This is a genomic window from Marimonas lutisalis, assembly GCF_005434965.1.
Lineage (GTDB): Bacteria > Pseudomonadota > Alphaproteobacteria > Rhodobacterales > Rhodobacteraceae > Marimonas_A > Marimonas_A lutisalis.
Map to the genome: position 1 here is coordinate 903,684 of NZ_SKCI01000001.1, position 12,391 is coordinate 916,074.

Here is a 12,391-nt window from a genome sequence, read left to right on the forward strand (position 1 = left end):
AGTATCAGGGCCAACCTGCGCATATCTAACACTTATCACGAGGCGCGGCCTTGACCAAGGCCGGGCAATAGGAGACAGGAACGGCCATGGTGCCCTTGGACAGATTGCAGCAGATAACCGGACGGTTCGAGTTTCTCGAGGCGAAGATGGCCGAGGGGGGGGCGGATATTGCCAAGCTGGCCAAGGAGTATTCCGACCTGAAGCCGGTGGTCGAGGAGATCGGCGAGTATCGCCGGCTGCTGGACGATATCGCCGAGGCCGAGGCGATGCTGGACGATCCGGAGATGAAAGCGCTGGCCGAGGAGGAACTGCCGGAACTGCGTGCACGCCTGCCCAAAGTGGAAGAGGCGCTGCAACTGGCGCTTCTGCCCAAGGACGAGGCGGATGCGCGCCCGGCGCTGATCGAGATCCGGCCCGGTACGGGCGGGGACGAGGCGGCGCTGTTTGCGGGGGACCTGTTGCGTATGTACCAGCGCTATGCCGAGGCGCGGGGCTGGAGATTCGAGATCCTGGAGCAGAGCCTGACCGAGCTGGGCGGGATCAAGGAGGTGGTCGCGCGCGTCAGCGGCGACAACGTCTTTGCGCGGCTGAAGTTTGAGAGCGGCGTGCACCGGGTGCAGCGCGTCCCCGAAACCGAGAGCGGCGGGCGGATTCACACCAGCGCGGCGACGGTGGCAGTGCTGCCCGAGGCGGAGGACGTGGATATCGAGGTGGATCCGGGCGACATCCGCATCGACACGATGCGTGCCAGCGGGGCCGGGGGGCAGCACGTGAACACCACCGATTCGGCGGTGCGGATCACGCATATCCCGAGCGGAATCGTGGTGACGAGTTCGGAAAAATCGCAGCACCAGAACCGGGCAATCGCCATGCAGGTGCTGAAAACGCGGCTTTTCGACATGGAGCGCCAGCGCGCCGCCGATGAGCGTGCGGCGGACCGCAAGGCGCAGGTGGGCAGCGGCGACCGCAGCGAGCGGATCCGGACCTACAACTTTCCGCAGGGGCGGATGACCGACCACCGGATCAACCTGACGCTTTACAAGCTGGACCAGGTGATGGCGGGGGACCTGGACGAGGTGATCGACGCGTTGATCGCGGATCACCAGGCCAGCCTGCTGGCGGAGATGGCGGAGTGAGCGGCACGGTCCGCGACATGACCAAAGCCGCACGCGAGGCGCTGGAGAAGGCCGGTATTCCCGGGGCGGCGCGCGAGGCGCATATCCTGGTGGCCATTGCCACGGGCATTCCGCGTGACCGGCTGAGCCTGTCGATGCAGGATGCGGTGGAGCAGGCGCAGTGGGATGCGTTGAACGGGATCCTGCCCGAGCGGCTGGCGAGAAAGCCGTTGTCGCATATCCTGGGACAGCGGGACTTTTTCAAACACAACTTCAAGGTCTCGCCGCAAGTGCTTGATCCGAGGCCGGAAACTGAAGTTTTGGTTGAGCTGGCGCTGGCCGCGCCCTTTGCGAGTGTCCTGGACCTTGGCACCGGGTCGGGTGCGATCGTGATCTCGCTTCTGGCCGAGCGTCCGACCGGGCAGGCGGTGGCGACCGACCTGTCGCCCGCGGCGCTGGACGTGGCCCGCGAAAATGCCGAACGGATCGGCGTGGCCGACCGCTGCACTTTCCTTTTGTCTGATTGGTTCGCGGCGGTCGACGGGCGGTTCGACCTGATCGTGTCGAACCCGCCCTATATCGCGGCCGATGAAATGAAGGGACTGGCGCCCGAACTGGCGCATGAGCCGCGCCTGGCGCTGACGGACGAGGGCGACGGGCTGAGCGCCTACCGCGCGATCACCGCAGGCGCGCCAGCGCATCTGGAGCCGGGCGGGCGGCTGATGGTGGAGATCGGGCCGACGCAGGGGGCGGCGGTGGCGGAGATGTTTCGCGCGGCGGGGCTTGAAAACGTCGCCGTGCATCCCGATCTTGATGGAAGAGACCGCGTTGTAAGCGGTCGAATGCCACAAAAGCGCGACTGAATCGCAACGAATGCGGCGAAAAACCGCGTGAATTGCCCGGGAAACGGGCAGTTAGCTCTTGTTAATCGGAGCGTGGCATGTTTACTCACATGTATCAGCGCGGTGAAAGCGATGCTCGCCCTCCCCCTGATACCAAGCCAGAAAAGTTTCGATCCGGAAGCATTCAAGGCGCCTGCGGCGCAAGACCGGGAAACAAAGGCCAGACAGTTAACTGGACCAAGGACAACATGAGATCATCGAAATCCCGCTCGCGGTCGAAGAGCAACCGCAACCGCCCGTCCGGCAATATCGTTAACCGTGTGTTCGACAGTTCCGGGCCCGAGGGCAAGGTGCGCGGCACGCCGCAGCAGATCATCGACAAGTACAACCAGCTGGCCCGCGATGCGCAGCTGGCGAATGACCGCGTTGCGACCGAGAACTTCCAGCAGCACGCCGAGCACTACCTGCGGATGCTGAGCGAAGCCCAGCGCGAGCAGGATGCCCGCCGCGAGGAGCAGGAGCGTCAGAACCGCGACCGCCAGGCCGAGCGCGACCGCGAGCGCGCCCAGCGGCAGGAACGCGAGATGAACGGTGGCCAACTGGTCGAGGATCCGGGCGCGCGGCCGCAACCGGACGTGATCGAGGCCGGCGGCAGCGATGACAGCGGTCTGGTGGAAACGCCCGAGAGCGGCGCGGAGAAGCCGCGCAGCCGGAAGCCCCGGAAAGACAAGGCCGAGGCCGACACCGAGGCGAAGGCGGCCGAGTAGGCCTGCCACGGTCTTCGCGCGTCAGCCTTCGAGGCTGCGCGCGAGGGCGCAGAATTTCTCAAGCGAGACGGTTTCGGCGCGGTCGGTGGGCGCAATGCCCGCCGCGATCAGCCGATCCTCGATATCCGGGGCAAGGCCCTTCAAAGCCGCGCGCAGCATCTTGCGCCGTTGGTTGAAGGCCATCGCCACGACCTTTTCCAGCAGTTTCGGATTGGCCGGGTAGCGCGGTTCGGGCAGGGCCGTGAGGTGCACCACCGCCGAGGAGACCTTGGGCGGGGGGGTGAAAGCCTGTGGCGGCAGGTTCATCACGATACGGGCGTTGCTGCGCCACTGGGCGAGGATGGCAAGCCGACCGTAAGCCTTGGAGCCGGGCTGGGCCACGATGCGCTCGGCCACCTCGCGCTGGAACATCAGCGTGAGGCTGGTCCAGAAGGGCGGCCATTTATCCGGGGTGAGCCAGCGCACCAGAAGCTCGGTGCCGACGTTGTAGGGCAGGTTGGCGGCCACGCGAATAGGCGGCGTGAGATGTTCCAGCGGGTCGATCCTGAGCGCATCACCCTCGATCACCGTCAGGCGGCCGGGATAGGCGGCGGCGATCTCATTCAGCGCCGGCAGGCAGCGGGCATCCTTTTCGATCGCCAGAACGTGACGCGCGCCTTCGGCCAGCAGGCCACGGGTGAGCCCCCCGGGACCGGGGCCGATTTCCAGCACGTCGCATTCGCCCAGATCGCCGGCCGAACGGGCGATCTTGGCGGTGAGGTTGAGATCCAGCAGGAAGTTCTGCCCCAGCGATTTGCGCGCCGAAAGGCCGTGCGACGCGATCACCTCGCGCAGGGGGGGCAGGGTGTCGATCGCGCTCATCGCGTGCTTCCGGCCATGCGCCAGGCCATGCGCAGCGCCTCGATCGTCGAGGACGGGTTGGCGATGCCCTGGCCGGCGATGTCAAACGCCGTGCCGTGATCGGGCGAGGTGCGGATGAAGGGCAGGCCGAGCGTGACGTTCACCCCGCGGTCGAAATCGAGCGTCTTGATCGGGATAAGCGCCTGGTCGTGATAGGCACAGATCGCCGCGTCATAGCGGGTGCGGGCGGCGGCGTGGAACATCGTATCGGCGGGCAGCGGGCCGGTCAGGTCAAAGCCGTCGGCGCGCATCCGGTCGAGCAGCGGGATCATCATCTCGATTTCCTCGCGGCCCATGGCGCCGCCTTCGCCGGCATGGGGGTTCAGACCGGCCACGGCGATGCGCGGCGCGGCGATGCCGAACTGGCGTTTCAGACCGTCATGGGTGATGCGGATCGTGGTTTCCAGCAGGTCGCGGGTAAAGCGTTCGGGCACTTCGGACAGCGGGATGTGGATCGTCGTGGGCACGACGCGCAGCTGATCGGAGGCCAGCATCATCACGACGTGGTCGATCCCCGCCAGCGCGGCGAGGTATTCGGTATGGCCCGGATAGAGAAAGCCGGCGCCGTCCTTGAGCGCCTTCTTGTGAATCGGTGCGGTGCAGACCGCGCCCGCGGCGCCGCTCTGCGCGAGGTCCACGGCGCGGGCGATCACGTCGATCACGCCCTGGGCGTTGGCGGGGTCGGGCCGGCCCGGGGTGGCGGGGCCGGCGAAATCGTGTCGCAGCACGGGCAGGGCGGTTTGCATGGCCGCGGCGGCGGCCGCGGGCGTGTCGATTTCGGCCACCGGGCAATCGGCGGGCAGGTGGCGCGGGTCGCCCATCCAGGCGAGTGTGATCTCGCCCCTGAGCGCGGCCCAGGCCTTCATGGCAAGCTCGGGGCCGATGCCCGCGGGCTCGCCGCAGGTCAGGACGATCGGCGCGGGGCTCATTTCTCGATGATGCGCGCCTCGGCCCGAAGCTCTTCGAGATAGCCGCGGGCAAAGCTGTCGAGCCGGCGGTTCTGCAGGCTGAGCGTCACGTCCTCGCGCGAGATGCTTTCGGCGATGGCGGGGGTGCGGCCGCAGAGCATCAGGAAGACCAGCGTCTGGCCGCCCGCACGGGTGAGATTGGTCGAGACCTCGTGCTTGTCGAGCTTGGCCAGTTCGATGGCGATGTCGGTGGGGATCTCGGCGGGGGCCTTGGAGCCGCGTTCGAGCACCTGTTCCGGCTGGCCCTTGGCGACGCCGTAGAGATCATCACAGGTATCGACGCTGTCGCGGATTTTCTGCGCGGTGGCCAGCGCGCGTTCGCTGCGGCCGCCGTCAATGTAATAGGCGGCATATTCGATCGCGGCGTATTCGGGCGCCTGCGGGGCGCCTTCCTCGATCTCGCGCATCTGGAAGAGCGCGATTCCGCCCTGGATCGGGATGGGTTGCGTGACCTGTCCGGGGGCGAGGCCCAGAACCATGGTTTGCACCTGCGGCGGCAGGTTGGTGATGGGCATCCAGTTCAGCCGCCCGCCGCGCCCGCGCGATCCGGACGCCGAATAGCGCCGTGCGGCGGAGGAAAAGGCCGAGACCGACGTGATCTGCGAGATTTCCTGCGCACGGGCCTGGGCTGCGGCCTCGCGTCCCGGCTGGGCAGGCAGGATGATTTCCGACAGGAGCACGCGCACGCTGCCGGCACCGGTCGAGCTGAGCGCACGGTCGACCTGCGCTTCGGAGATCTGCACGCGGGGGGCGAAGCGGGCACGCACCAGCTGGCGCCAGGCGACACCGGCGGCAACGAAATCGCGGAAGGTCTGTTCGGCGACACCGCCGCCTTCGAGCGCGCGCAGGAACTGCTCGGCGGTCATGTTGGCGCGTCCGGCGAATTCCTCCATGCCGGCCGCGATATCGTCCTGGGTTGGGCTGATGCCGCTGGTTTTGGCGGCTTCGAGCTTGAGCCGCTCTTCGATCAGCTGGCGGCGGGCCTCCGCTACGGGGTCGCCCGGGGCGCGGAACAGTTGCAGCATCCGGGCGCGCTGGTTCAGCTCGTACTGGGTGATGACGCTGTCATTGACGCGGATGGCCGGGGCAAACAGGTTCTGCGCGGCCACAGGCGCGGCCAGGCCGGCCATGGTGATCAGCGCCAGCGCGAAAAGCGCCGCCAGCCGCGTGAGAAGGTTCATGCTCTGCAAAGTTCTGCCCATGGTTCTGCCTAGTTCCTGCAAGTCCGGGTGTAGCTCTTGTCCTGTGTTTCGGCGCTAAAGCCATTGATCCCGATCGTAAAGCTGAAATCCGTCGATGGTTCGAGGATAGCGGATGAGGTGAAGCGACGCGAGACCGAAAGATCAACCGTGACGCATTCATTTCGGTATTGCAGCCCCACGGCGGCCTCGGCCGCCTTGTTCGAGACCACGTCGTAGCGCATGTTGGCGTTGCCCGACCAGTGGCGGCTGATCCGGTAGAGCCCGTCCACCGACCATTCCGAAATCGTCGCGGGGCGGTTTTCCAACGGGTCGAACCCGAGCCACCCATAGCTGGCCCCGACCGCCAGGCGCGGGGTTTGCCAGGTGCCGCGCGCCTCGCCCTTGGAGAGGTTGAGGTTGGAATCGAACAACGCGCGGGCGGTCAGCGACAACCCGTTCGTCGACATCACCTGGCCGGCGACCAGCAGGGCCGAGGTGGTGCCGCGCAGCCCCGAACTGGTCGAGAAGTTGGGGTCCGCGGTTTCGCGCGTGATCTGGCCCAGTGTCAACCGCGAGGTCCAGCCCTGTGGGCCCATGCGGGTCCAGTGCAGGCCGTAGGCGGCCACGAGCCCGCGCTCGCGCCGATCGGGGGCGGGAAAGCGCGAAAGCGACAGGAGGTTGCCTTCGTCGAATTCGACCCGGGTGCTTTCATCGTTGGCGACGTCGAGATGCGACCCGCCGGTCCATCCCAGCTGAACCATCGGCTCGATCACGTGGAGAGCGCCGTTGCGGGTGACCTTCTGCATCGGCCAGCGCAGCGACACGGCGGCCATCGGCGTGACCTGCGTGGCCTGGGACGGGCGGGCGGCATCATCGGCAGTATAGAACTGATCGAAGGCGACGCCGGCCTGAATACCGGTGCGCAGACCCATCGCCAACGTCCAGTCGCGCCGCCAGAGCGCCGTGGCGTTGAGCCGGGTGACATCGCGGCCATCGACGATGGTATCGGCATCGGGCCCGTCGATATCCGTGTCCGAGTAGCGGAAATGCGAGTGCAGGGCGGCGCCGAGCCGCAACTCGCCGCCTGTGAGCCGCGGGAAGTGGCGGGCTTCATACGAAAAATCGCCGATCAGCGAAGGGATCGTCGAGGCATCTTCGCCCAGCCGCAGCGAGTGATAATGCGCCAGCGACGCAAGCAGGGCTTCATCGCGGCGGGTCCGGCTGAGGCGCAGTTCGCTCGCCATCGTGTCGTTGTCGGAATAGCCATAGTCGAACAGGTAGGTCTTGTCGCTGACCACCTGGAGGTCGAAGTCGAGTTTGAAATCGTTGCGCAGGTTGAAATGGCCCTTGCCGTAAACGTAGGAGCGCAGCGCGGCGGTGCCGAGATTGTCGCTGGAAACGGCGCCGTTGAACTCGATCCGACCGTTGCTGAAGGCCTGGCGGTAGCGCAGTTCGAGCGTGCGGGAGTTCTGGGTGAGGAACGGGACGATGGTCAGGTCGCGATGATCGCCCAGGCGGATGAAATAGGGAACGCGGATCCCGCTGCCCAGCTGCGAATTGCCGGAAAAGCTGGGGATCAGGAAGCCGGTGGCGCGCTCCAGCGTGGGATCGGGCAGGCGCAGGCGCGGCAGGTAGAAGATGGGCACGTCGAGCACCCGGAACTGCGCATCGTCGAAATAGAGCTGTCGTTCGAGCTGGTCATGGATGACGCTGCGCGCCCGGATCTGCCAGAGCGGCGGGGTATCGGCACCACACACCCGGCAGGAGGTGACCGCGGCCTTGTAGAGCTGGGAATAGCGGCCGTTGTAGCGGCCCAGTTGCAGCGCGGCGAGTTGCAGTTGCTGGCTGAGCACCATGCGCGCGCCAGTGAGCAGCCCGTTGCGATAGGCGGCATCGATCTCGGCGCCATTAGCGAGGATCAGGGCCTCGGCCCCCTCTTGCGTGATGGTGATCGGCCCCTCGATGGTGAGGGTATCGGCTTCGCGGTCATAGATGATGCGGCTCGCCTGGATCCGGGCGTCGCCGTGCAGGGCTTCGACATTGCCTTCGGCCACGAGTCGGGTCTTGCCGTCGAGATAGACCTTGTCGGCCACCAGAACCGAGGGGCCCGTGTCAGTCGCGGTTTCGTCAATCGGTGCGGTGGTATCGTCCGGGGCCTCGTCGGGGGGCTGGGCGCGGGTGGCCAGAGGCAGCAGGCACAGCGCCAGGGCGAGGCAGGCGGCAATCAGAGGAGAGAGACGCATGGTCAGCCATCCTCCGTATGCAGGAGCAGGCCGAGGCCCAGAAGCACCGAGGCGACGGGCGGCGCCCAGGCGGCCAGCATCACCGGGATCTGTCCGTTTTCGCCCAGGATTTGCGCGAAGTTGCGGATGTAGTAGAGCGTGAAACCCAGCATCAGCGAGATCAGCACCGCCACGCCCGTGCCGCCGCCACGCGCATGGCGCATGGTGAAGGCCGCGCCGATCAGCACCATCGCGGTGAGAAAGAGAGGTCGGGCCAGCTCCATCTGCAGCCAAACGGTGTGACGGCGGGCCGAGAATCCCGACTCTTCGAGCTGGTCGATATAGTCGGGCAGGTCCCAGATCGAGATCGCGCTGGGTGAGCCGAAGCTGTTGCGGATGCGTTCCTGCGTCAGCGTCGATGGCAGGGTGAAGTTCTCGTGTTCGACTGCGCTGCCCTCGGGGTTCTGCCCCGGCGCCAGTGGCCAGACCTTGGCCTCGCGCATCGACCATGCCCCGTCGATCAGCTTGGCTTCGCGGGCCTCGATCCGTCGCAGGGGGCCGCCTTGGGGCGAGTAGGTAATAAAGGTCAGATCATAGAGCACGGTCGCGTCCGGATTGGCCGAGGTGGCGCGGATCACCGTCTGGCCTTCGGGTCCGCCCTGGCGCAGCCAGAGCCCTTCGTAGGAGATCGACAGGATGTCGGTGCCGCCGGAAGCGAATTTCTGAAACAGCTCCTGATAGCGCTTTGAGGTGGCCGCGACGATTGGGTTGAAGGTGCTGACAGCCAGGACCCCAATGAGCAGCGCAACGGTGACCGGCGCGGCCAGCGCCTTGAGCCCAGAACGCCCGGTGGCGCGCACCACCACCAGTTCGGAACTGCGCGCCAGCCCGATGAACAGCGCCACGGTGGCCAGGATCATGATTAAGGGCAGGATCGTATCCAGCCCGCTTGGCGCGTTGAGCAGCGTGAGGATCATCATGTCGGAAAAGGCCGCGGTCGAGCTGTCGAGCTTGCGCACCTGTTCGATCAGGTCGACAAGTGCCTGCAACAGGAAGAACACCGCGAAAATGCCGAGGAACATCCAGAGGAACTTCCGCGCGAAATAGAGGTGCAGGGTCATGCCGGCACCTCGTCCTGTAGCGGGAAGGCGCGCCGCGACCGGCGTGGGCGCGCCGCGAGCCATAGCAGGACAACGGCGGCGCAGATGCCCGCGACGGGCGGCAGGTAGAGTAGCGGCCAGCGGTCGGGTTCGGCCAGCACCGGGTCGGTGACGAAGCCCTCGACCAGTTTGAGCGAGACCAGCAGGAAGATCGCGCCGACGATCTGTTTCCACACGCCGAAGCGGCTGAAACCGCCGACAAGAAGCGAGGAAAAGCCGATCAGCGCCGCGGCAACGCACAGGAGCGGCTGGGTGAAGCGCAGGTGAAGCTGTTCCATCGCGCGGCCCAGCGTGCTGCCCGCGCGTTCGGCCTCGGCCGCGGGATCGCGCAGCAAATCGAGGGTCGCGGCATGTTCGAGGCGGAAGGGCTGTATCGGCGCGGTACCGACCAGGCTGCTGATATCGTAGGAGAAATCATCGAAATGCGTGGAGATGAGCCGGCCGGTCTGGTTGTTGAGCGCCTGTGACAGCCCGTCGATCATCACCAGTTTGGAGCTGTCGCCATCGCGCACGAGGAACGCTTCGCGCGCTGTGTAGGTGTAGGTGGTGCCTTCGGTGCCGCGGCGGCGATCCGACAAGAAGACATCGCGCAGCGCGCCCTCGGGGGTGATTTCGCGGATGTAGAACGTCACCCAGGGAGAGGGATGCAGAAAGGCGCCTTCGGTCAGGAGCTTGGCAGTGACATTGCGCGATATCTCGATCTCGCGCTCTTTCAGCTGCGCGGTGGACATTGGCACCAGCAGGTGGGTGAGCACGGTCATCATCCCGGCCACGATCAGCCCGAACACGGCCACGGGCCGCGCCAGCCGCCACGGCGAAAAGCCGGTGGCCTGCATCACCGTCAGCTCGCTTTCGGTGTTCAGCCGGTTGGTCACGTAGATCGCCGCGGCAAAGCCCGCGACCGGCAGCACCAGGCGGATCACGTTGGGCAGGGTGAGCGCGGTGAACTCGGCGAAGACCCAGGCCGTCTGTCCTTCGCCGATCAGCACGTCGAAGAGCTTGACCGCGCGGTTGATCCAGTAGACCGAAACGAGCACGAGCGAAAAGAACCCGAACAGCACCATGAGTTGCGACAGTATGTACCTGTCGAATCTGGCCAAAATGCACTCCCCCCGGGGCAACAAGATATTGCGTGGACATTACAGGAAAGCGGCAGGGGTGGTAAACTGCTATCTGGCCAAGTCGGCGGCTCCGCGCTAGGTATTCTGGCAGGATATTCACACGGGAGCCGCGCGCCATGACACAACCGATTAGTTTCACCTTTGCCGAGACCGAAGTCGACGCGATCGCCGGGGCCGAGGGCCGGGTCGCGGTTCTGGTCGATGAGGGCGGACGGCTCGATATCGTTGCGCGGCGGGCGAACCGGCTGACCAAGGGCGCGGTGAAGCGCCTGATCGAGGGGGAACGCTTTGCCAAGGCCAAGCCGGGCGACGTGCTGAGCCTGGCCTATCCTGTCGGCATGGCCGCCGAGGCGCTGGACGTGGTCAAGCTGGCCCGGCGCCCCAAGGTGGAGGAGGCGCGCAAGGCGGGGGTGGAGCTGGCCAAGCGCATGGGCAAGGCCGACCTTGTGCTGGCTGCGGGCAGCAACACGCGCAGCGACGAGATCGTGACCGGGTTGGCGCTGCGCGCCTACGGGTTCGACACGCACAAGACGGCCGAGCCCGAGCCGCGCGGCGCGGTGACGGTGATGTGTTCGAAACCTGACGAGGTGAAAGCCGACTGCGCCGCGCCGCTGGCGGTGGCCGAGGGCGTGCATTTCACCCGCGACCTGGTCAACGAACCGGCCAACCACCTGACCACGACCAGCTTTGCCGAGCGGCTGAAGGATATGGAGAACCTTGGCCTGAAAGTCGAGGTGCTGGAAGAGGCGGAGTTGGAAAAGCTGGGGATGGGCAGCCTTCTGTCGGTCGGTCAGGGCAGCGACAGCCCGTCGAAAGTTGTTGTCATGCAATGGCTTGGCGGCAAGAAGGGCGAAAAGCCGCTGGCGCTGATCGGCAAGGGCGTGGTGTTCGACACGGGCGGCATTTCACTGAAACCCGCCGCCGGCATGGAAGACATGACCATGGACATGGGCGGCGCCGGGGTGGTGTCGGGCGTGATGCGCGCGCTTGCGCTGAGGAAGGCCAAGGCCAATGTCGTGGGCGTGGTCGGGCTGGTCGAGAACATGCCCTCGGGCCGCGCCACGCGTCCGGGCGACGTGGTGACCTCGATGAAGGGCGACACGATCGAGGTCATCAACACCGATGCCGAGGGGCGGCTCGTCCTGGCGGATGTGATGTGGTACGCGCAGGACCGGTTCGAGCCGGTGGGCATGGTCGACCTGGCCACGCTGACCGGGGCGATCATCATCGGGCTGGGGCATGAGAATGCCGGGGTGTTTTCCAACAATGACGATTTCTGCAAAAGCTTCCTGAAGGCGGCCGAGGCCGAGGGCGAAGGCGCCTGGCGGATGCCGCTGGGCCAGGCCTATGACGGCATGCTGAAATCGCGCATCGCCGACATGAAGAACGTGGGTGGCCGGCCCGCGGGGTCGATCACCGCGGCGCAGTTCCTGCAGCGTTTCGTCAAGGAGGACACGCCCTGGATCCACCTCGATATCGCGGGTGTCGCCAGCGTGAAAACCGACACCGCCTATGCGCCCGAGGGCGCGACCGGCTGGGGCGTGCTGGCGCTGAACCGGCTGGTGGCCGACAATTACGAGGGATAACAAAGCCTTATGGGCGAGGTATTCTTCTATCACCTGACGCGCCGCCCGCTCGAGGCGGCGCTGCCCGAGTTGCTGGAACGCTCGCTCGGCCGGGGCTGGAAGGTGCTGGTGCGCGGCACCGATGCGGCGCGCATGGATTGGTTGGACCAGAAGCTGTGGCTGGGCCCCGAGGACCGGTTCCTGCCGCATGGACAGGCGGGTGGCGCGCACGATGCGATGCAACCGGTGCTGCTGACCACCGCCGGGGACAATGCCAATGCGGCGGCCTGCCTGATGGCGGTGGACGGTGCCGAGGTAAGCGCCGAGGAAGTGGGCGCGCTGGACCGGGTCTGCGTTCTGTTCGATGGAAATGACGACAGCGCGCTGGCCCGCGCGCGGGCGCAGTGGAAGGCGCTGACCGATGCGGGATGCGCGGCGCAATACTGGTCGGAAGAATCGGGCCGCTGGGAGATGAAGGCGCAGAAGGGCGGCTGACCCGGGCGGGTCTGCCGGTTTCGGGGGCAGGAGCGAGGGGCCAGCCCCTCGCGCT

At 66.3% G+C, this 12,391-nt stretch carries 11 protein-coding genes; 5 read left to right on the forward strand and 6 right to left on the reverse strand.

Going from position 1 to position 12,391, the window contains the following annotated elements; translation table 11 throughout:
* The first annotated feature begins 86 nt into the window (after window positions 1–86).
* The 3 genes from prfA (at window position 87) to E0501_RS04290 (ending at window position 2,724) form a co-directional block, all read left to right on the forward strand.
* Window positions 87–1,136, forward strand: coding sequence for a peptide chain release factor 1 (prfA, locus tag E0501_RS04280; RefSeq protein ID WP_137700092.1), 1,050 nt, complete (start codon window positions 87–89; stop codon window positions 1,134–1,136).
* Window positions 1,133–1,978, forward strand: coding sequence for a peptide chain release factor N(5)-glutamine methyltransferase (gene prmC, locus E0501_RS04285; protein ID WP_328591464.1), 846 nt, complete (start codon window positions 1,133–1,135; stop codon window positions 1,976–1,978). Before prfA ends, prmC begins: the two co-directional genes overlap by 4 nt.
* Window positions 1,979–2,205: 227 nt before the next feature.
* A complete protein-coding gene (locus tag E0501_RS04290; RefSeq protein ID WP_137700093.1) occupies window positions 2,206–2,724 on the forward strand; it encodes a DUF4167 domain-containing protein in 519 nt (172 codons plus the stop codon).
* A 21-nt stretch (window positions 2,725–2,745) separates the two neighbouring features.
* Here E0501_RS04290 and rsmA read toward each other — a convergent pair whose 3' ends face one another.
* From rsmA to lptF, 6 genes are read right to left on the reverse strand one after another with little or no spacing between them, the layout of a single operon-like run.
* Window positions 2,746–3,585, reverse strand: coding sequence for a 16S rRNA (adenine(1518)-N(6)/adenine(1519)-N(6))-dimethyltransferase RsmA (gene rsmA / locus E0501_RS04295; RefSeq protein ID WP_137700094.1), 840 nt, complete (start codon window positions 3,583–3,585; stop codon window positions 2,746–2,748).
* Window positions 3,582–4,553: a 4-hydroxythreonine-4-phosphate dehydrogenase PdxA gene (pdxA, locus tag E0501_RS04300; protein WP_137700095.1), complete on the reverse strand. Its 972-nt coding sequence runs from the start codon at window positions 4,551–4,553 to the stop codon at window positions 3,582–3,584. Before pdxA ends, rsmA begins: the two co-directional genes overlap by 4 nt.
* Complete coding sequence (locus E0501_RS04305; RefSeq protein ID WP_137700096.1) at window positions 4,550–5,773, reverse strand: peptidylprolyl isomerase; 1,224 nt, start codon at window positions 5,771–5,773, stop codon at window positions 4,550–4,552. The genes pdxA and E0501_RS04305 overlap by 4 nt, the downstream gene beginning before the upstream one ends.
* 29 nt (window positions 5,774–5,802) lie before the next feature.
* On the reverse strand, window positions 5,803–8,016 hold the full coding sequence (locus E0501_RS04310) for an LPS-assembly protein LptD (protein WP_137700097.1): 2,214 nt from the start codon (window positions 8,014–8,016) through the stop codon (window positions 5,803–5,805).
* Window positions 8,017–8,018: 2 nt separating this feature from the next.
* Window positions 8,019–9,116 (reverse strand): LPS export ABC transporter permease LptG, encoded by a 1,098-nt coding sequence (gene lptG, locus E0501_RS04315; RefSeq protein WP_137700098.1) that lies wholly within the window; start codon window positions 9,114–9,116, stop codon window positions 8,019–8,021.
* Window positions 9,113–10,255, reverse strand: a complete 1,143-nt coding sequence (gene lptF / locus E0501_RS04320) for an LPS export ABC transporter permease LptF (protein ID WP_137700099.1) — start codon at window positions 10,253–10,255, stop codon at window positions 9,113–9,115. Before lptF ends, lptG begins: the two co-directional genes overlap by 4 nt.
* A 137-nt stretch (window positions 10,256–10,392) precedes the next feature.
* On the opposite strand from lptF, the gene E0501_RS04325 reads away from it, so the two are divergent.
* Together E0501_RS04325 and E0501_RS04330 are read left to right on the forward strand one after the other, a co-directional pair.
* Window positions 10,393–11,862 carry a leucyl aminopeptidase gene (locus E0501_RS04325; RefSeq protein WP_137700100.1) on the forward strand — a complete coding sequence of 490 codons (1,470 nt, stop codon included), beginning with the start codon at window positions 10,393–10,395 and terminating at the stop codon, window positions 11,860–11,862.
* Window positions 11,863–11,871: 9 nt separating this feature from the next.
* Window positions 11,872–12,336, forward strand: a complete 465-nt coding sequence (locus tag E0501_RS04330; protein ID WP_137700101.1) for a DNA polymerase III subunit chi — start codon at window positions 11,872–11,874, stop codon at window positions 12,334–12,336.
* The last annotated feature ends 55 nt before the right edge of the window (window positions 12,337–12,391 follow it).

What these genes read in the sequence shown, in the direction of transcription:
- prfA (WP_137700092.1), top strand. Translation starts at nt 87, where the DNA reads ATGGTGCCCTTGGACAGATTGCAGCAGATAACCGGACGGTTCGAGTTT.
- E0501_RS04290 (WP_137700093.1), top strand. Translation starts at nt 2,206, where the DNA reads ATGAGATCATCGAAATCCCGCTCGCGGTCGAAGAGCAACCGCAACCGC.
- rsmA (WP_137700094.1), bottom strand. Translation starts at nt 3,585, where the DNA reads ATGAGCGCGATCGACACCCTGCCCCCCCTGCGCGAGGTGATCGCGTCG.
- pdxA (WP_137700095.1), bottom strand. Translation starts at nt 4,553, where the DNA reads ATGAGCCCCGCGCCGATCGTCCTGACCTGCGGCGAGCCCGCGGGCATC.
- E0501_RS04305 (WP_137700096.1), bottom strand. Translation starts at nt 5,773, where the DNA reads ATGAACCTTCTCACGCGGCTGGCGGCGCTTTTCGCGCTGGCGCTGATC.
- E0501_RS04310 (WP_137700097.1), bottom strand. Translation starts at nt 8,016, where the DNA reads ATGCGTCTCTCTCCTCTGATTGCCGCCTGCCTCGCCCTGGCGCTGTGC.
- lptG (WP_137700098.1), bottom strand. Translation starts at nt 9,116, where the DNA reads ATGACCCTGCACCTCTATTTCGCGCGGAAGTTCCTCTGGATGTTCCTC.
- E0501_RS04325 (WP_137700100.1), top strand. Translation starts at nt 10,393, where the DNA reads ATGACACAACCGATTAGTTTCACCTTTGCCGAGACCGAAGTCGACGCG.
- E0501_RS04330 (WP_137700101.1), top strand. Translation starts at nt 11,872, where the DNA reads ATGGGCGAGGTATTCTTCTATCACCTGACGCGCCGCCCGCTCGAGGCG.